Annotated in this window: 14 protein-coding genes; 9 read left to right on the top strand and 5 right to left on the bottom strand. The window is 33.9% G+C overall.

Features of this window, described 5'->3' with window-relative positions; genetic code table 11:
* The first annotated feature begins 177 nt into the window (after window positions 1-177).
* From WC614_03830 to WC614_03840, 3 genes are read left to right on the top strand one after another with little or no spacing between them, the layout of a single operon-like run.
* A complete protein-coding gene (locus WC614_03830) occupies window positions 178-975 on the top strand; it encodes a T9SS type A sorting domain-containing protein (protein ID MFA5032128.1) in 798 nt (265 codons plus the stop codon).
* A 36-nt stretch (window positions 976-1,011) separates the two neighbouring features.
* Window positions 1,012-1,539, top strand: a complete 528-nt coding sequence (locus WC614_03835; protein MFA5032129.1) for a DUF6599 family protein — start codon at window positions 1,012-1,014, stop codon at window positions 1,537-1,539.
* An 8-nt stretch (window positions 1,540-1,547) separates the two neighbouring features.
* Complete coding sequence (locus tag WC614_03840; protein MFA5032130.1) at window positions 1,548-2,471, top strand: DUF362 domain-containing protein; 924 nt, start codon at window positions 1,548-1,550, stop codon at window positions 2,469-2,471.
* A 510-nt stretch (window positions 2,472-2,981) separates the two neighbouring features.
* On the opposite strand, the gene WC614_03845 is transcribed toward WC614_03840, so the two are convergent.
* Window positions 2,982-3,452 (bottom strand): hypothetical protein, encoded by a 471-nt coding sequence (locus tag WC614_03845; protein MFA5032131.1) that lies wholly within the window; start codon window positions 3,450-3,452, stop codon window positions 2,982-2,984.
* Window positions 3,453-3,468: 16 nt separating this feature from the next.
* Between WC614_03845 and WC614_03850 the strand changes: the two genes are divergently transcribed.
* Both WC614_03850 and WC614_03855 read left to right on the top strand, forming a co-directional pair.
* The gene (locus WC614_03850; GenBank protein MFA5032132.1) at window positions 3,469-4,002 is read left to right on the top strand and encodes a 4Fe-4S dicluster domain-containing protein; all 534 of its coding nucleotides are present in this window, start codon (window positions 3,469-3,471) and stop codon (window positions 4,000-4,002) included.
* Between the two features lie 2 nt (window positions 4,003-4,004).
* On the top strand, window positions 4,005-7,820 hold the full coding sequence (locus WC614_03855; GenBank protein MFA5032133.1) for a hypothetical protein: 3,816 nt from the start codon (window positions 4,005-4,007) through the stop codon (window positions 7,818-7,820).
* A gap of 157 nt (window positions 7,821-7,977) precedes the next feature.
* On the opposite strand, the gene WC614_03860 is transcribed toward WC614_03855, so the two are convergent.
* The gene (locus tag WC614_03860; protein MFA5032134.1) at window positions 7,978-10,128 is read right to left on the bottom strand and encodes a sodium-translocating pyrophosphatase; all 2,151 of its coding nucleotides are present in this window, start codon (window positions 10,126-10,128) and stop codon (window positions 7,978-7,980) included.
* A gap of 163 nt (window positions 10,129-10,291) precedes the next feature.
* Here WC614_03860 and thiE point away from each other — a divergent pair, with 163 nt between their 5' ends.
* From thiE to WC614_03875, 3 genes are read left to right on the top strand one after another with little or no spacing between them, the layout of a single operon-like run.
* A complete protein-coding gene (gene thiE / locus WC614_03865; GenBank protein MFA5032135.1) occupies window positions 10,292-11,341 on the top strand; it encodes a thiamine phosphate synthase in 1,050 nt (349 codons plus the stop codon).
* On the top strand, window positions 11,338-12,408 hold the full coding sequence (locus WC614_03870) for a SpoIID/LytB domain-containing protein (protein ID MFA5032136.1): 1,071 nt from the start codon (window positions 11,338-11,340) through the stop codon (window positions 12,406-12,408). The genes thiE and WC614_03870 overlap by 4 nt, the downstream gene beginning before the upstream one ends.
* Window positions 12,409-12,421: 13 nt before the next feature.
* On the top strand, window positions 12,422-14,134 hold the full coding sequence (locus WC614_03875; protein ID MFA5032137.1) for a BamA/TamA family outer membrane protein: 1,713 nt from the start codon (window positions 12,422-12,424) through the stop codon (window positions 14,132-14,134).
* Here the strand turns inward: WC614_03875 and alaS are convergent.
* The 3 genes from alaS to WC614_03890 form a co-directional block, all read right to left on the bottom strand.
* A complete protein-coding gene (gene alaS, locus WC614_03880; GenBank protein MFA5032138.1) occupies window positions 14,131-16,725 on the bottom strand; it encodes an alanine--tRNA ligase in 2,595 nt (864 codons plus the stop codon). The two genes, WC614_03875 and alaS, sit on opposite strands and share 4 nt — an antisense overlap.
* 2 nt (window positions 16,726-16,727) lie before the next feature.
* The gene (rmuC, locus tag WC614_03885; GenBank protein ID MFA5032139.1) at window positions 16,728-17,963 is read right to left on the bottom strand and encodes a DNA recombination protein RmuC; all 1,236 of its coding nucleotides are present in this window, start codon (window positions 17,961-17,963) and stop codon (window positions 16,728-16,730) included.
* A gap of 65 nt (window positions 17,964-18,028) precedes the next feature.
* Window positions 18,029-18,751: a phosphatidylserine decarboxylase gene (locus tag WC614_03890; protein MFA5032140.1), complete on the bottom strand. Its 723-nt coding sequence runs from the start codon at window positions 18,749-18,751 to the stop codon at window positions 18,029-18,031.
* Between the two features lie 146 nt (window positions 18,752-18,897).
* Between WC614_03890 and WC614_03895 the strand changes: the two genes are divergently transcribed.
* Window positions 18,898-20,067, top strand: coding sequence for an O-antigen ligase family protein (locus tag WC614_03895; protein MFA5032141.1), 1,170 nt, complete (start codon window positions 18,898-18,900; stop codon window positions 20,065-20,067).
* Window positions 20,068-20,071 lie beyond the last annotated feature (4 nt).

The raw sequence follows: 20,071 nt of genomic DNA on the forward strand, positions 1-20,071 counted from the left end.
ATCTTGACATATATAATTCTTCCGGAAGGTTTGAAACAAATCTATATCAAGGTTATCTTAAGCAAGGGACTCATAATTTCAAGAATTTGAATGTCAACTTGCCCACAGGAACTTACTTTTTAAGCCTCTACACACAGGAAAAAATGTTTACACAAAAAATAAGTATTTTACATTAATATGAGATTTTTTGCTCTAACAATAACCTTTATATTATTCTCTTTCCCGGGGAAAGAAAATAATATATTTGCATCTCAGAATGTAATTAATCTTTTGCCTGAGGATAACGAAATCGGCAACTGGACAAAGAGTGGAACAATGAAAACCGCAGAAAATGATAGTGAATTATATGCCCTTATTGATGGAGCAGGCCAATTATACGTTAATAACGGCTTCCATAATTGTGCTTTTCAAAAATACAAAGGCACTGTCGACAGTCTTGATGTCAGAATTTTTGATCAAACGGATTCAACAGGAGCAAAAAACGTATATCATAATACGGCAAGTGGAACAGGAACACCATGGACAACTAATTTTGCAGGCACTGAGGCAAGGATTGATGAAACCTTATTATTTGATTATCGTACAGATTTCAGACAGGATAAATTTTTTGTCTCCATAACCATTTATAATAAAACACAACCTGCTCTTGATACGCTAAAACTATTTGCTCTTAACATATCAGAGGCAGTAGTAGGAGTAGAAAACCTTCCACTAATAACACCACAAAACACTAAGCTTTCTATTAATACATCTATTAGTTTTACAACTATCTATTACTCGCTTACTGCCAAAACTAAGATTTCATTGAAGATTTACGACCTCATCGGTAGAGCTGTAAAGACAATTGTAAATGAAGAAAAAGAGGCAGGGGTTTACAATGTGGTTATAAACACTAAATATCTGTCATCCGGAGTTTATTTCGCTAAATTAAGTACTAATAATTGTATTATAACTAAAAAACTAATTTTAATATAATATTTTCCTTATATTTGGAAAGAATTAGGGGGATTTATGAAATATTTTATTTTTCCAATAATAGTTTTATTACTTTTTTCATCCGGATGCAGGAAGAAGGACCAAAATACTACTACGAGCAAAGATGTTGTTGATATTATGCCCACAGATAATGAGATTAGCAACTGGACAAGAAGCGGCACAATGAGCATAGCGGAAAATGAAACACAATTATGTGCTCTTATTGATGGGGCTGCTCCAACATATACTGATAATAGTTTCGTTAAATGCGCATTCCAGAAGTATAAAAGCTCTACGGATAGTCTTGAAGTCAGAATATATGACCAAACAGATTCAACAGGAGCCAAAAACGTATATCATAATGGGACAAGTGGGACAGGAACGCCTTGGACAACTAATTCTGCTGGCACTGAGGCAAGGATTGACGAAACTTTACTTTTTGACTATCGTATAGATTTCAGACAGGATAAATTTTTTGTCTCCATAACCATTTACGCAAAAACACAATCTACTCTTGATGTAGCTAAATTCTTCGCCCAGAACATATCTTCTGCAATCAAATAATAAGATTTATGAAAAAAATTACACGAAGGGAATTTTTAAAATTTGGTGCAGGAATGTTGGCAATTTCGTTAGTTCCTAAGTTTATATCCGGCGGAGAGAACAAGAGTGAAAAAGCAGGTCCCATCATTGCTGTAGCCACTGGCAACAAAACAAAACTCGTTAAACCCGCACTAGATTTAATTGGTGGAATTGGAGCTTTTGTTAAACAAGGAGACCGCGTACTATTGAAACCCAATATTTCTTTCGCTTCAAATAGCGAATGGGGTGCAACGACAAGCGTTAATATTGTAAAACAGATTACAGAACTATGCCTTTCCGCAGGGGCTTCAAAAATAATAATACTTGATTATACTATACAGAACGCTGAGCTTTGTACGAAAAATTCTTCCATAATGGACACACAAATTGATAAAAAAGTTTCTATCCTTACCCCAGATAAAGAAAGACAATTTGTTGAAGTTAATGTTCCGAATGGGCAGGAACTAAAAAAAGTAAAAATCTCACGTGAACTCCAAAAAGTAGATAAACTAATAAACATTCCAACCGCTAAATCACATTCTGCAACCGGTGTAAGTCTTGGAATTAAAAACCTTATGGGATTGGTGTGGGACAGAGCGTATTTTCATAAAGTCAATATTCATCTTGCAGTTGCCGAACTTCTAAAAGTCATTAAGCCCGATCTTACCATAGTCGATGCTACACGGGCACTTACAAGCGGAGGGCCAGGAGGTCCCGGAAAAACAGTCATTCTCAATACTGTAATTGCCGGGATTGATCCTGTAGCGGTCGATTCTTATACGGTAGGAATCACCCCATGGTATGATAAGTCTTTCAGAGGTAAAGATGTAAAATACATAGTTGAAGCATCTAAACTCGGATTTGGCGAAATTGAAACCGATAACATGAACATAAGAAAAGTAGACGTCGAATAAGTCTGTTTCCCTGCTTGTTAACCATAAATAGGTTATATTTTCAAAATAAAAATTGTTTAAAAAACTTATTAAAAATAAAAGAATGCCCAGATGGGGTATTCAACTTTCTTTCCTTTTTATATTTGTATTGTGTTTTCTTCAAACTAAATATAGCTCAACACAAAGCTTCCAGAACATATTTTTTAAATATGACCCTTTAGTCTTTATTATTACAAGCATAGTCTCTCACACTTTATTGATTTCTTTTTTATTTTCATTTTCTTTTATTATCATTTCCTTGCTATTCGGAAGAATTTTTTGTGGATACATATGCCCTCTCGGCACTTTTATAGATATTTTCGACCTTATTCTGCATAAAAAAAATAAATCTTTCAGCAACTTATTTAAAAATACCAAATATTTTATTTTTCTTTTTCTTATTATTAACGGCATATTTGGAATTTCACTCGTTTACTTATTTGATCCTATTATAATTACCGAACGTTTTTTTAATCTAACACTCTATCCCCTTCACAACTCTAAAGATATATTTATTGGCTTAGTATCCTTAATCATAGTTTTAGCATTATCCTTCATAGACACAAGATTTTGGTGTCGTAATTTTTGTCCGCTTGGTGGGTTGTTTGCTCTTTTATCAAAATTCTCATTATTCAAATTTTCTTTTATAAAAAACTGCCGAAAATGTAAATTTTGTAAAAATATATGTCCTACCAGTGCCATAGATACTGAAAATTCATCAATTGATGCAGGAGAATGCATTTCTTGTTTCCGATGCCAGAACGAATGCAATCTAGGTCTTATTAAATACAAAAAAAGCTTATTATCTTCTCCATTCAATCTTGAAAGGAGAGCTTTTATGACATCCGTAGGTACAAGTATAATTACTATTCCTCTTCTTAAATATATTTCTCCCAAAATATCTATAAGACTTATAAGACCTCCCGGGGCGCTTCCTGAGATAGATTTCTTAAAAACCTGCATCCGTTGTGCAAAATGCATGAAAATCTGTCCAACTAAAGGGCTTCAACCGACCTTGATGGAAGCAGGAATTAATGGGATACTCACTCCGATGCTTGTTTCAAGAATAGGAGGTTGTGAAAAAGACTGTACCGGCTGTGGTAAAATATGTCCAACATCAGCAATAAGAAACCTTTCTCAAGAAGAAAAAACTTACGCAAAAATAGGAACTGCAGTAATTGATAAGGAAAGATGTATTGCATGGGCAGAACAAAAAAACTGTCTTATCTGTGATGAAGCCTGTCCTTATAACGCAATAGATTCTATTGCCAGAACGATTGATAATATTTCACTGTTAAGACCAACGGTAAGAAAGGATATTTGTATGGGATGCGGAATCTGTGAGTCAAGATGTCCCGTTGAAAGAGATTCTGCAATCCAAATATTCTCAATAGGAGAGGAAAGAAGGAAATATGGTTCTTATATTACAAAAGAAAAGTTTTTATTAAAAAGACCGGAAAATACTTTTGAAAATAGTCCTGAAAATATCCCTTCAGGATTTATAACACAATAACCTTGGGCGCTATTTTAATTTTATTAGTTTTTAATCTGACAGGCAAACCAATTTGCGGTCACTCAATATTTTTTGACGGCAGCGGAGAAGCATCTATATCTAACTTTCTGTTCATATCTACCCCCTATGGAATCTATACTTTTGACCGGAATGCAGAAACATGGGGGAATATCAATAGTTCAAACGGAATACCGGACAACAGGATTAAAGTAATAGGATATGATGAGGGAATTTTATGGGTAGCCACCGAAAATGGTATAGCTTCTGCAGATATTAAAATAAACGATTGGTGTACTTATGATACACTTTCAAAAATTAAAACTATCGATTTTGACGAGGAATATGTTTGGCTAGGCAGTGACTCGGGACTCCAAAAATTTAACAAGTACAATGAAAAAATAGAACCCGTATTAAGCTTAAAAATAAACGATATGTTAATGCAGAATAATTATATCTGGCTTGCCACACACGACGGCATTTTGAAGTATAATCTTAAATTTGAAAAAACAGAAGAAAACCCCATAACTTCAAAAGATAATTATGATTTTATAATCAATACTCCGGGAAAAATCTGGTTTATTTCCGATAAGTCTTTTGCTTCATATACAAAAGAGATTGAAAAGTGGTCTACCTATAACTCCTTTCAAATCCTGGATTATGATAATATCAACGATTCCATATTTGCTTTAACGAATAACAATAAAATTTATTTATATGATCCCCATTCCGACAACTGGGCTGAATTCAGAAATATTGAAATCTACGACAAAATTAACGGCATATGTATTGGAGGGGGAACGCTTTTACTTGCTACAAATAAAGGACTGGTTATCTATGATATCCTTAAAAAGCAAAAAACTTTTTATAATCATATGAATGGACTTTTAACAGATTCTATTATTGACTGCTATCGGAAAGATAAATTTATTTTTGCAGTTACTTCCCATAGTATTGAGTTTTTAAATACCGATAAACAGGAATGGCAGGTAAAGGAAATAATTCCTCCCCAAAAAGCAAGAAAAAAGCTTTTTTACGTTGATGAATCCGGTGGACACCTGAAACTGATAAAAAATCTTGATACAAAACTTCAGGGAATGGCTTATTATACGACAGGTTCATCTAGCCAGGATACAAACATTGATATGCAAGTTATTACACAGGACAAAAACAACCGAAGTCTTTCTCTTTATTACAACAATACCGATAAGTCTCAAATAATTTATGGGCTTGGATACAGAGGAACAAATCGGGATCTTATTTATAAAACAGACCTTGGATTCCTGAAAACAGAATATAATGAGTTTAATCTGCTCCCGCAATTTTCAACTTACGGCGGGAGTCTAAAAACACGGATATGTATGGATATACAAGCAGGACAGATAAAATCAAGTTTTAGAAACGATTTTTTCACAGGTTGTTCAATTCAAAAAAAACTTACTCTTAACGATAATTTTTATTTAAAAAATACTTTCTATTCCATAGATACAATAACTTTTCCCATAACAAAAAGTTACGATACTATATTTGTTGATGATCATAATTCTTTTAGCGATTCGCCTAAGACAAGAAAAAATTTTACAATAAGCGGAATCACAGGAGATTTTGACCCTTTAATAAATAATATTGACTATTTTATTGATTATAAAAGAGGCATTATTCACTTCAAATCTGCCAAAAATACCACTGATAATATTGTTATTCTTTTGGGCACCAAGGAAATTATAATCCAATCAGACAGCATAAAAAATCATATGATGGAAAATGTTTATTCTCTGGGACCTAATATAATACCTAATTCATTGACTTTAGAAATTACAGATACGATAGGAAATAAGCATTCGCTTTATTCTTTCGGCATAGATAGGAATAATGATAATAAAATAGATCCTGAATTTATAAATCTTGACCTCGGATTCCTTATATTTCCACAAAAAAGACCTTTCCCGGATGAAACATATACTGATGGGGTTCATACTTACAGTATGTCCATAAACTTTTCTTCTAATTCTAATTACTATTATCTATCCTATAAACCAATAGTAATAGGAAGTGAACATATGTACGTAGACAATGAAACACAAACCAGAGGGATAGATTATATAGTTGATTATACGGAAGGAAGGTTGCTATTCCTTAAAGAAGGTATTATTTCTGATTTTAGCAAAATACAGGTTCAATATTCTTCCGTTGAAAGAGAAGGAGAAGACATGTTTTATTCCGTTCAGCCGTCTATAAATTTTGGGAATAATTTAGAAATAACACCGGCAGTAATGTCCTTTGAAAACGAGAACATTCTTTCATTATCAGGGCTAATCCAATCCAAGGGAGGAGAGGAAAAGAGAATAAAAGTAGTCCCTCAGGTAGCTGTAAATAACAATAGGGATTATGCCTGTTCTTATGATATGATTACAGGTTATAATGCTCTCGGTATAAATGCAAATTATACTACATATTCTAGGGATTTTAATGATTTTGGGAAAGCAGAAAGACTTTATGGGAAGTTAAAAGAGAGCTACAGTATAGCAGGGAATATAGAGCCTATTCATTTTTTATATCTGGATGTTGATACGAAAAAAGAGACTCAAATAGATTCTTTAGAAAGTACAAATATCTCTAAAAATATCTCAGGGAAGCTTTCCTATGCCAATCCTGTTTTACCACAGACTTACATATCTATCAGCAAGGCAAATTTACCTGATATTAACGAACTTTTATTAAAGGCAGGCAGCAATTACGAATTTGAAAAATTCAACTCAAAAATCAAGTTGAATACAACTTTGAATAATGGATTTGTAGAATTAACCGCAGACTCGGAAAACACTTTTAATGAATATATGGTAAAAACCACACTTTCTCTCCCTTTCAAAATAAATAATGACCTGTTATTAAAATTCAATAACTATTATACTAATGGTAAAAATAATAAAAATGGGAATGAAATTCGTACAGCCTTTAATATTGATGTTATCCCCGGAATATATTATACCGGGAATTATAATAATGAGAGAATTAATTATATGTTTATAGAGACCAAAGATATATCATGGACGCAGAATTTTTATACTAACTTGAATATAGCCCCCGGAATCTGGTATTCGCCGTTCAGCATTTTTAATTGCTCGTTTAACAGCGGTAAAAGTCTTTTTGAATACATAGAAAACACTTCTGCTAATTATCATATTCCTTTACTAACATTATCTCCTGTTTCAGACTTACAAGTTTCAAGAATAACTGAAATAAACAGCTATTCCATCACTCCCCAATTCACACCAACTGTTGAACTATTGTTATGGGGAAATCATACTGTAAATACAAGTGGATTATCTTATTATAGCTTGCCCAATTTAAAAATATCAACGACCGATGAGTTAAGAGCAGAATGGAATACTAAAAAAGTAGGACTACTTATACTTTCAGGGAGGAAAGATATTATTAAGACTTATCCTCTTAATGAAACCCATATTTTTTATTCCGAATGGAATCATCCGTGGAATCCAATATATAGAACAAAATTGACTTTCAATTACAGCACTTCTGAAAATAAATATAATGAATCCATCATTCTACCTTACTCAGAAATAAAATTGAATTACGATAATGTTTTAAGGTTTGGAATTAATTATTTTAATATATATCTCGGTGGACTAAAAGAAAACAGCTATAATGCATCCGTATCCTCTTATGCTCTTACTCCAGGTTGCGGAACTAACTTAACACTTTTCAAGTTCCTGTTAATACGGTTTAATTACGAAACTACTTTTAAAACCAATACTAACTCAACACAAAACTGGTCGTTCAAAATAACAGGTCAATTTTAGTGTATCTATTTTACTTACTTTTTTTTATAACACTGTAATACAAATAATCCAAGAAGTAATGAAAACCAGCGGATAAAAAATTATATAGAGTCCCTTTTAAGCAACAACAAACAGATATCTATACTGTATTTTACTTTTAGTAAAATATAGTATTAATTTATATAAACAACGGCGCCAACACAAGCGTGATAGTTGCAAGCAATTTTATAAGCACATGTAAAGAAGGTCCCGCAGTATCTTTGCAAGGATCACCTACCGTATCCCCCACAACCGCAGCTTTATGCGCATCCGAGCCTTTGCCGCCAAAATTTCCAAGCTCTATATATTTCTTTGCATTATCCCACGCGCCACCACCATTATTTAGAAATAACGCTAAAATTACTCCGACAATAGTTCCTACCATAAGAAACGCTGCAACGGTTTCCGCTCCAACACCAAACAGTTTAAATATAACCCCAACTGCAATGGGAAAGAGTATCGGCAATAAACCCGGAACTATCATTTCTTTTAATGCGCCTTTTGTTACAATATCAACAGTTCTACCGTAATCGGGTTTTTCTGTTCCCGCTAAAATACCCGGTTTCTCTTTGAATTGGGCCCTAACATCATTTATAACATAATACGCAGCTTTACCAACTGCTTTAATTGCAAAACTTGCGAACAGGAATACAAGCATTGCTCCCAAAAGCGCTCCAACAAATACCTCCGGTTTCGCTATGTCAACACTTATAAGGTTAAGTCCATAATTTTTCACTTCATCAAGGTATGCGCTGAACAAAAGAAATGCAGCGAGAGCCGCTGAACCTATTGCATACCCTTTAGTAAGCGCTTTTGTAGTATTTCCCATCGCATCAAGTCTATCTATTTTTTCTCTTATTTCTTTTGGTTGTTGACTCATTTCTACTATCCCACCTGCATTATCAACGATAGGACCAAAAGTATCCATAGCAAGTATATATGCCGCAGTTGCAAGCATCCCCATAGTAGCAACCGCAGTTCCAAATAATCCCGCATCTAAAAGTCCCGAAGTTTTTCCAAGATAATACGACCCGAGTATAGCCGCAGAAATAACAATCACAGGCAAAGCAGCACATTCAAAAGCCACACCCAATCCTGCAATTATATTTGTTGCAGGTCCCGTCTGGCTAGCTCTCGCAATTGATAACGTAGGTCTGTATTTATATTCCGTATAATATTGTGTGATATATACAAAAAATATTGAAGTTACAACTCCTATAATTCCACAGGCAAAAAAATGCAACCATGCATTCGGCGCAGTATCACTATTCAATAACCATCTGGTCGCGATACCAAAACCTATCATAGCAAGAACAACCGCAAAATAATACCCCCTGTTCAATGATTTCATAGGGTCTTCATTGTTTTTAACTTTAACCGAAAGTATTCCAATAATTGACGCTATAATTCCAAAGGCACGCGCAACAAGAGGGAACATCATAACCCCTATAATCCATACAGGTGAAGCATTCGGCACTTTTAACGCCATAGCCGCACCAAGTATCATCGCCCCAATATTTTCAGCCGCAGTGGATTCAAACAAATCTGCTCCTCTACCGGCACAATCGCCTACATTGTCACCTACAAGGTCAGCTATAACTGCAGGGTTTCTTGGGTCATCTTCAGGAATTCCGGCTTCAACTTTTCCGACAAGGTCAGCTCCTACATCAGCCGCTTTCGTATAAATTCCACCACCAAGCTGGGCAAATAGAGCAACAAAAGAAGCGCCAAAAGCAAACCCAACTATAACAAACGGAATTTTTGTAGGTTCAACTCCTCCCACATATTGCACAAGAGCATAAAGCCCACTAACACCCAGCAAACTCATAGCAACAACCATCAGCCCCGATACTGCACCACCCCTTAATGCAATTTGTAATGCCTCATTAACACCTTTTACAGCTCCTGCCGCAGAACGAATATTGCTTCTTATACTTATCCACATTCCTATATATCCGGAAACTAACGAACAGATAGCCCCGAGAACAAAAGAAAATGTTATCCAGAAAGCCAATCCGATTGAAGTTCCAACCGGGTCAAAATCCCTGTGTGCCCTTATAAAACCATATCCAACAAACAGTATTACAGCAAATACAATAGTAAGTATAATAATAGTTTTGAACTGACGCCGTAAAAATGCCTCCGCACCTTCTTTTATGGCATTTGAAATCTTCTGCATTGCTTCATCGCCAACGTCTTTTCTAAGAACCCATCTGGCAAGGAAGTAAGCAGTAATAAGTCCTATAACACTAATAACAATTACCAAACTCAATAAGAAAAACTCTTCCATTTCCCCTCCTAACTAAAAATTAGCTCCCCTTAAATTACTATTGTTTGTTCTATCCCTGTATCTTTTTTATTTCTTGAATATAATGAATATAAACTATATTTATCTGGCTAAAAGTCAATAAAAAATTGACAATAAGCAAGAATTCACTTATTTTTAGAATTTAATGAACACTAAAACACTTCAAATAATTGATGCAAACATCAACCGTATAACAGAAGGATTGAGGGTCGTAGAAGAAATCGCAAGATTTGTAATCAAAGATGCGCAATTGACAAAACAAATAAAAACCGAACGCCATAAAATTAGAAAACTAAGCAAAAAAATAGAAACCCTTGAATACAGAGACACCTCCAAGGATTTAGGAAAAAACAAAGATTTTGACACTTATTCTTATAAAAACATACCTGAACTGACAAACAGAAACTTTAAACGAGCACAAGAAGGATGCCGTGTTATAGAAGAATTTACTAAATTACTTGATACTCCTTTATCTTCTGATATCAAAGAGATACGCTTTAAAATTTATGACATCGAAAAAACAATGAACATCAAACTTTCTAAATGTCTCCCTGCAAAGAATAAAACAGACTTCAGCTTTTATGTAATACTCGATAAAAAATACATAAAAAATAATAACCTTTCTTCCCTAACAACTATTGTAACGGATTTATGCAAAAATGGGGCAACTGTAATCCAATTACGCGAAAAATTAACAGAAGTTAAATCTTTTCTTGAAGACGCCCTGCTGGTAAGAAAAATTACTCAGAAATTCAACATTCCATTCATCGTTAATGATAGGCTTGACATTGCGTTTGCCGTAAATGCAGATGGAGTTCATCTTGGGGAAACAGACATTCCAATACAATATGCAAGAAAGTTGTTTCCCGGCAAAATAATCGGAATCTCGGCAAACACAGTAGAAAAAGCTAAAAACGCTGAAAAAATGGGAGCCGATTATTTAGGAGTCGGGTGTCTGTTCCCTTCTAAAACAGCATCCAAACCTATTACTTCCTTAAATATACTCTCCAAAATTAAATCTGCTGTACACATCCCAGTATTAGGAATAGGTGGAATTACATTAAATAATATCGTTCAAATCTTATCCACAAAAGCTGATGGGATATGTGTAGCAGGTGATTTGTTCGCTTCTTCTAATATAAAAAAACGCACGAAGGAATTTAAAAGTAAAATAAGCACTTATAAAATAATATGAAGAGAAATTTGTTTTGTTTTGTATTGATAATCTTTATAGTAGGATGCGCACCTGTTTATCAAATACCAACACGAACTTCCAAGCTCAAAGGCATTCCAACCATCAAAATATCATTAGGGAGATTCGACAAAATAGAAATCAAAGGTAATAATATTTCCGTAAAAAATGACAATGCCACCGCAAAAGGCAATTCCTTGGAAATAACTACGTCTTCAATACAACTTGACGGCAGAGCTTTAAATAAGATTCAAACACCCTTTGAAGTAACATCCGACAAAGGCATACTGGAATTTAACAGCAAAAAATTCAGGGGGAATTTACTTATCTACAATAAACAATCCAATTTTCTGGTAGTAAACAAAGTAGATATGGAAAGCTATCTGAAAGGAGTCGTTCCTTGCGAATTAAAAACTACCGAGATGGAAGCTTTAAAAGCACAAATTATAGCAAGCCGCAGTTTTGCTCTCCATTTAATAAAACCGGGAACAGAGTGCTACGATTTAACATCAGGGGTAGAAGCTCAGGTGTATAAAGGTATAGAAGCGGAAGTAGATTTTATAGATAAAGCAATTGAAGAAACTCAGGGCATAGTATGCACTTATAACGGAGAAACAGTGGGAACCCAATATTCTTCTAATTGTGGAGGTAGAACAGCCAATGGAAAGGCTCCTTACTTAAAAAGTACACCCTGCCAATTTTGTAAATCATACCCAAACTATAGATGGGAATGCTCTTTTCCACGGGCATCATTTTTCGAAAAATTAGGAGTAAAAGGCAACTCTTTTTCAATAACTAAAAGAGACAAATCGGGCAGAGTGGTAGAACTTCAAATTCCCGATGCTGACTGCATCCTAAAGGGAGATCAGGTAAGAGCAAAATTAGGGCTTAAAAGCACTTTTTTAGAAATAAAAGATGCCGGAGATAAAATAACAATTAGTGGCAAAGGTTACGGGCATGGTATTGGATTATGTCAGTATGGAGCTGTCGGTATGTCAAAACAAGGCTTTGATTATAAAAGCATACTTAAACATTATTATTCAGGGATAAAAATAGAAAAAATATATTAAAATGCTGTGTTTAATGTTCTTGTTATTATCTACACCACCGGAATTTATAGTAAAAAGTATAAAATTCGATGGATGCAAATCAATTTCACCGAAAAAATTAAAAACCATTATACATACTTCTAAGGGCCGCCCATATGATGAATTTCAGGCAAAAATGGATGAAAAAAGGCTTGTCAATTTTTACAAAAGTAAAGGATTTAAACAAGTAAAAATTAAAAAATTTGAAACTACCGTAAACATAAAAAGGAAACAGATAAATTGCAAGATATCTCTGGATGAAGGCAAAGGGACCACTATTAAAGATATTATATTTGAAGGAAATAAAAATTTTTCCACTGAACAATTAAAGAATCTTTCTAAACTACGAGCAAATACTCTTATGAACGAAGAAGCTATTATTTTAGCAAAATACACCCTTGCAGATTTCTATTCTCAAAAAGGCTATGCTTATGCAGAAATAAATGATTCTCTTATACTCTGTGATTCTTTCAATGTTATAGTTTGTTTTAAGATTAATGAATACCACATTGCAAGATTTGGGGATTTAACATTCAGGGGGAAAACAAAAACTCGCAGACAAATAATTGAACGTGAACTCACATTTAAAAAAGGAGAGCTATATTCTCCTACTAAATTATATGAATCACAGGCAAAAATTTATGGCACTGAATTATTTGAATCTGTTAAATTTGAACTTCCCGCCCTTGAAAGAGCACATCAGACGGGAGAAACTCCCGACACACTCAATGTTATTTTTATTCTGGAAGAAAAAAAACGACGATGGGTAAGCAGTGGAGGTGGTTTGTATAACAATCCGGCAATAAGAACATGGTTTGAATTAGGATGGGGACATATGAACCTATGGGGGAACGGACAAAAAATAGAAGCCAAATTCAATTACGAAATTAACCCTATTAATTTAAATGAACTCCAGAATGGCAGACTAGACATCCTTTACTCCGAGCCGTATTTTATTAATAGTTCTTTTAAGGCTCAAGCTGCCCCCTATTATGAATTCAATGCCAACAGGGAAGATAGCACCTTTAATTATTACATCGGAATCCAGGGAAGATTGGGAAAATATATTGGTAAATTTTTACAATCTTTTATTATTTATAATTACGAAATAATACATGAGGAAGGAACTGTAATAGGAGATAAAAACCGTGCAAATTCTTTAACTTTATCCCTAAGCTGGGATAGTAGGTCAGATGTATTCTACCCAAGACACGGAGCTTTAAGCGCAATATCTTATGAATATGCCGGTGAATTCTTAGGCGGAGATTTTTCATTTCAAAAGTTTCTGGCTGATTTTACCTACTATGCACCATTTTATGCAACAACAGTAGTTAGTAGAATAAAATTTGGTGGCATAACTGGTATCTCTCCTGAAGAATCTAAATTTTTACTAGGTGGAACTGACGCAATCCGTGGATATCAAAACATAATAGATACAAAATATGGCGAAAATTGGCTGGGATTATTAAATCTGGAATATAGAATACCCACAATAAAAAATTTTGAAATCGCTTATTTTATGGATATGGGTAATGTATGGCAAGAGAGCAAAAACATAGCTATAACAAATATAAAATTTGGATTGGGAATAGGATTACGATACCGCACACCAATTGGACCTATTCGAATAGATTACGGAAGAAAACTGTTAGACTCGGGAAATGATAAAGAACAACAATGGTTCTTTAATATCGGCTATACGCTCTAAGATAGAAATCCCTGAACTATCTCCGGAACTTTATTAAAAATCTCGTCTAAATTTACTCCTGCTTTACCACCAGATTGAGCAATTGTATTCTTGCCCCCTCCCCCACCGCCAGATAATTTACCTATCGCAACAGCAATTTTACCGGCATTCAACTTTGTAATTAAATCATCTGACACAAAAATAATAAAAAGCGGCTTTTCATTAGTTATTGCACCAATAACACCTACTGTATTCTTATGGCTTCTTAATTTATCGGCTAAATCACGTAATACATTAACTTCAGCAGCAGGCACACCATAAACTATTATATCTATATTATTTATTGTCTTTTTATTTTCAAGAATCTCAGGCACAAGAGCTAATATTCCATTACGCTCAATTTGAACTAGTTTACTTCTTAATTCCTTTTCCACAGCCATTAATTCTACTATTTTAGGCATTACCTGTTCAATTTTAACTCCAAGTTCTGTAGAAAATTCTTTTATTGCCTTATCGCACTTATTGAACCATTCAATAGCATATTTCCCTGTAATTGCCTCTATACGTCTTACTCCTGTATGAATACTCCCTTCAGAAACAATTTTAAAAGCTCTCATCTCAGAAGTATTTCTCAAATGAGTTCCCCCACAAAGTTCATTGGATATATCTCCAATTTTCACCATTCTTACCACATCACCATATTTCTCCGTAAAAATTGCCATTGCCCCTTTTTTTATAGCTTCTTCCATAGGAATTTCCGAAATCTCAACTTTTATATTCTCTTCAATCCAGTCATTTACTATATCTTCTATTTTTTCAATTTCTGATGTTTCAAGGTGACTGAAATGAGTAAAATCAAACCTTAGTCGCTCTGCCTCTACAAGACTTCCTTCCTGATGAACCCAATCTCCTAAAACTTTCCTTAATGCACTGTGAAGAAGATGAGTTGCGGTATGATTACACTCCAATGCTTTTCGCCATGGGCTATCTATCTCGCATTTAACTTTTTCATTGATTATTTCTTTATTTGCTTCTTTCTTAAATTTTCCAATATGAACTCTTTCTCCTTCTATAATTTGTGTATCTTCTACATTAAATTCAAAGTCATTATTAAATATTTTCCCTTTATCACCAACTTGTCCGCCACTTTCAGCATAAAATGGAGTTTTATCAAGCACAAGCCATCTTTTTCCTTTTTCAAATATAACTGTTGCATCTGCTTGAGTAGTATCATAACCAATAAATTCACTTTTTTTATCAGTTTTTCCAAGTGAAAAATATTCTATTTTACCTTTAACATCTTCAAATTTTGAAACGGCTCTTGCCTTTTCTTTCGAAGATTCCATAAGTTTTTGAAATCCTTCTTTGTCGGCTTTTTTCCCTTCTCTTTCTGAAAGTTCATAAGTTAAATCGGGTGGGAAACCATAAGTGTCATACAGTTTAAATATCGCATCTCCCGATATTTCATCGGTTTCAAGTTCTTTCATAATATTATTAAATACCATTGTTCCTTGTTCCAGCGTTTTTAAAAAGCTTTCTTCCTCGGACTTAACTATCACAGCTATGATTTCGCGTCTTGCAACCAGTTCCGGGTATTGTTCCTTCATCAAATCTGCGACTGTAGACACAAGTTTATACATAAAAGCCTGTTTTATACCCATTTCGTACGCACGTCCCTGCGCGCGACGCAAAATATGTCTTAAAACGTATCCGCGTCCTATATTAGAAGGATAAATTCCTTCTACTATAGCGAAAGTCAATGTTCTTATATGGTCAGCAATTATATTAAACGCGGTTTTATTTTGTTCATATTTTACATTACAAATTTTTGATGCTTCTTCGATAATAGGAGTAAAAGTTTCAAGTTCAAATATTGATTTCTTCCCTTCCATAACAAGCAATAATCTTTCAAATCCCATTCCTGTATCTATTCCCCTATTTTTAAGCGATTTTAAGGAACCATCCGTCTGGGAATCATATTGAGGGAAAACAAGATTCCATATTTCCATAAATCTGTTGCAAGAACATCCGGGACCGCAATCCGGCTTGCCGCATCCGATTTCTTTTCCGGTATCATAATAAATTTCAGAGCAAGGGCCACAAGCTCCTCTTCCACCAACCGGAGTCCAGAAATTATCTTCTTTGCCCAATTTATATATTCTTGATTCCTCCAGACCTATATCATTTTTCCATATATCAGAAGCTTCCGTATCTTCCTTAAGTCCGTAATCTCCCTTAAATACACTTACATAAAGTTTATCTTTAGGAAGTTTTACAATTTCTGTAAGAAATTCCCATGCCCATTTTATAGCCTCTTGCTTAAAATAATCTCCGAATGAAAAATTTCCTAACATTTCAAAGAACGTAGTATACCTCGGGTATTTGCCTACTTTTTCCAAATCACTTGTCCTTAAACATTTCTGTATGCTAACAGCTCGTGTGTAAGGAAGAGCAACTTCAGCACTCCATAGTTTCTTGAATTGGACCATACCTGCGGCAGTAAAAAGCAAAGTCGGGTCATCCCCCGGTAAAAGAGAAGAAGATGGAACAATCTTATGTTCTCTTTCTTCAAAGAAAGAAATAAAATTTTTTCGTAATTCTTGTGGTTTCATAATTAATTAAACAACTGATTTTGTACTTTCTGGGAAACAACCTCTTCTATATTTTCAACATTAACTTCAAGTATCGGAGTTTCGGCAATCCCTTTCTGTCTTCTGATATCTTCAATCTGTCTAAGTGGCTTTTCAAGTTGATTTCTGCGAGTTGTAGTCAAATTATTAAATTCTCTTTGCGCTTCTTCAATTCTTTTGCCCATTTTGTCCAATGATTCTAAAAAAGCACTCCACTGCTTGTAAAATGCTCCTAACAATGAAAGAATCTGTGCCGATGTCTTTTCTAAATTAAAATTATCTACTGCCTGTCTAATTACTGCAAGTATTGCGTATAATGTAACGGGCGAGCAAAGAATTACTTTATTTCTTAGCGCCTCATCCAGGATAGAACTATCGTTTTGATTTATAAAAGCATAAACCTGTTCATTGGGAATAAACACTATCACATAATCAACCGTATTTTCTGCCGGATTTATGTAATCTCTTGTCGTAACTTCTTTGACTCTATTTTTAACATCCTTCAGGAACTGACTTTTATATCTTTCTTTATCTGTTTCTCCTTCTTCTTCAAGGTAATGGAGATAATTATCCAGAGGGAATTTAACATCCATATTTACTTTAAGTCCCTGTGGCAATAAGAAAGTATAGTCAGGTCGTTTACTCACTGTTTCTAATGCTTTTTGCTTTAGGTAATTAATACCTTCAATAAATCCAAACAACCTCAATACGTCTTCAGCCATACGCTCACCCCATTGTCCACGCGATTTTGTACTTGCCAATGCGCTTCGTAATTGATGAGTTGTTTCCTGTAGTTTCCCTGTTTGTTCAGCAGTAAGTTTTAACTGGGTGGAAAGTTCCCCAAACTTATTTTCCCTGTCTTTTTCAAAATTAGTTATCATCTCCTGAACTTTCTGCAAAGTGTCTTTCATATTCTTTAAATTCTGGTCTATCAATTCTTTTTTCCCTTCAAGTGCTTTTTCACCGGTCTGTGTTTGTTTTGAAAGAGTCTCGTTTGCAAGTTTCAAAAACTCACTCGTGCTTTTTGATAAAGCCTGGAACGAAAGTTCCCCGAAAGAATCTTTAATCCTGCTTATTATAGTTTCTAAATCCTGTTTGTTTTGAGTTTCGGTAGATGAAAGAAGCTCATTGGCTACCTTCTTTGCATCCTTTTTATAGAACCAGTTAATTATAAAAACAATAACAACACCGGTTATAAGCCCTATAATAAAATTCATCATAATAATTATCCTAACTTATACTCTTTATCCTGAAATCCTTTTTTAGTCAACTAAAAAATCCTTCATTAAACTGTTTTATACTCTGCCAATGTACTCAGTCCAGCATATACCTGTTCTTTCTCTTTTACTTTTATTTTGAGTTCAGGTAATTTTGGTATTATAATATCCGTCTGGCTACCAAATACAATTTTACCTATTCTATCTCCTTGCTTCACTTTCTGTCCTTCTTTTACCCACACAAGAATTTTTCTTACCAGTCTTGAAGCAACCAGAGTAAGACCTATTTGAAATATTCCGTTATCTATCGTCATTTTCACCTGTCTATTTTCTTTTATTCCTTTTTCATATTTTAGAGACAAAAACCCTTCGCCAACCTGTTTTATATCTTTTATTATGCCTGAAATCGGGCTTCTGTTTATATGAACATCCAGATAAGTTAAAGTAATTCCGATAATTGTCTCATTTGCATTATATTTTATATATCGTACAAAACCGTCTGCGGGCGAGAGTATTGCATTTTGCACGTCAGGGGTTGTCCTTTCGGGGTCTCTGTAAAATCTATACACTGCTATCAGAGCGATAAATATACAGGAAAATAAACATTCAAACAAAATTGTTTTAGCAATACCCACAGGCGCAATTAAACTTACGCTTATCCCCGTTAATATAGCGTTTAATATAATTATTATAATACTAATTCTTAGCCTGAATTCACATTTTTTAGCTATAAGAGCAAATATAATAGTATTAACGAGTAAACTCAGTATAAATATTATCAAAAATTTCATATGTAGATATTGCTAAAAATATTTCAAATTGTCAACTATATACTTGTTTCCCTGATACGAATAAGTTCATAATTTAAATTAGTTGACATTATAATGCTATAGCCCTTATATAATAAAGAAATCATCTGACTTTCGGGAAATACGTTATGAATAACAAACTTGATAATACAATAAAATGGGGAATATTTATGTTTATCCTATTTCTCCCCATTATTAATGCCCTAGCATACCTTTCTTTACTTATTGCCCTGATTTCATGGGGGATTAAAACAAAATTCAAGAATATACTCCCGCCCGGCATTCTAAAATTTTCCTTATTAAGCTTTGTTTTTGCAATGTTATTATCCGTCATTTTTTCGCATGATAAGCCACAAAGCATTGGGGGATATATCTTATTCTCATTTTATATTCTGACTTTTATTATGATGGCCCATCAAAAAGAAGACAGAAATAAAATTTTGCAAATATTTGCCTTATCAATGTTAATCGTTTCCATTTTTGGTATTATTCAATACTTTACAAAACTAAACTTCCATATAAAAACATCATGGTTCAGTTTCACGATACATACAGATAAGTGGGGGATTGGGTCGACTTTTGATAACTCAAATAGATTAGCAGAGTACCTTATCCCTGTTATCTTGTTGTCTTTTGTTTCTTTTCTATCAAAAATACCCATAAAAGTAAAAATATTCATAGGCATATCTACAATAGCAGGTATTATTTGTTTGATACTATCTAAATGCGTAACAGGCATAATAATAATCGCAATGCTTATCCCCATTATTCTTATAATGAAAAATTGGAAATTAGGATTACCTTTTCTCTTTATACCACTCATTTTTATGGGATTTATAAAAAAAGATTTTAAAGCTCTTGTTAAAAACTCTTTTACTTCCTCAAATAGTTTAAATATTAGACCCTATACATGGGGGAAAATTGTCCCCAAATTAATGAAATCTTACCCCTTGACTGGTTATGGACTTGCAACTTCACAAGAAATAACCGATAAATACGGAGAAGGAGAGAAGACGGTTCATCCTGATATGCATAATCTTTATATTAACTACTTATGCGAATCGGGAATATTAGGAATAACATCATTTTTACTACTTATAGGACTATTTTTACGAGTTACTATACCCTTATTAAAAATAAATAACGAGGTTTCTGCATATACATTTGCGGTTATTGGAATGCTATTACATGGAATCACTCAAACTATCTTAAATTATTTCCAACTTGGATTACTCTTCTGGACAATAACAGGATTGGCGCTTACTACTTATGTAAAAACTCCAAAAGTCCAAAATTAACTCA

It is taken from the genome of bacterium (genome assembly GCA_041649255.1).
GTDB lineage: Bacteria > Hydrothermota > UBA3073 > JACQXS01 > JAQTXJ01 > JAQTXJ01.

Coding starts and splice junctions, on each gene's coding strand:
- WC614_03830 (MFA5032128.1), top strand. CDS start 178: ATGAGATTTTTTGCTCTAACAATAACCTTTATATTATTCTCTTTCCCG.
- WC614_03890 (MFA5032140.1), bottom strand. CDS start 18,751: ATGAAATTTTTGATAATATTTATACTGAGTTTACTCGTTAATACTATT.
- rmuC (MFA5032139.1), bottom strand. CDS start 17,963: ATGATGAATTTTATTATAGGGCTTATAACCGGTGTTGTTATTGTTTTT.
- alaS (MFA5032138.1), bottom strand. CDS start 16,725: ATGAAACCACAAGAATTACGAAAAAATTTTATTTCTTTCTTTGAAGAA.
- WC614_03835 (MFA5032129.1), top strand. CDS start 1,012: ATGAAATATTTTATTTTTCCAATAATAGTTTTATTACTTTTTTCATCC.
- WC614_03870 (MFA5032136.1), top strand. CDS start 11,338: ATGAAGAGAAATTTGTTTTGTTTTGTATTGATAATCTTTATAGTAGGA.
- thiE (MFA5032135.1), top strand. CDS start 10,292: ATGAACACTAAAACACTTCAAATAATTGATGCAAACATCAACCGTATA.
- WC614_03840 (MFA5032130.1), top strand. CDS start 1,548: ATGAAAAAAATTACACGAAGGGAATTTTTAAAATTTGGTGCAGGAATG.
- WC614_03875 (MFA5032137.1), top strand. CDS start 12,422: ATGTTCTTGTTATTATCTACACCACCGGAATTTATAGTAAAAAGTATA.
- WC614_03860 (MFA5032134.1), bottom strand. CDS start 10,128: ATGGAAGAGTTTTTCTTATTGAGTTTGGTAATTGTTATTAGTGTTATA.
- WC614_03845 (MFA5032131.1), bottom strand. CDS start 3,452: ATGCAGGTTTTTAAGAAATCTATCTCAGGAAGCGCCCCGGGAGGTCTT.
- WC614_03895 (MFA5032141.1), top strand. CDS start 18,898: ATGAATAACAAACTTGATAATACAATAAAATGGGGAATATTTATGTTT.
- WC614_03850 (MFA5032132.1), top strand. CDS start 3,469: ATGAAAATCTGTCCAACTAAAGGGCTTCAACCGACCTTGATGGAAGCA.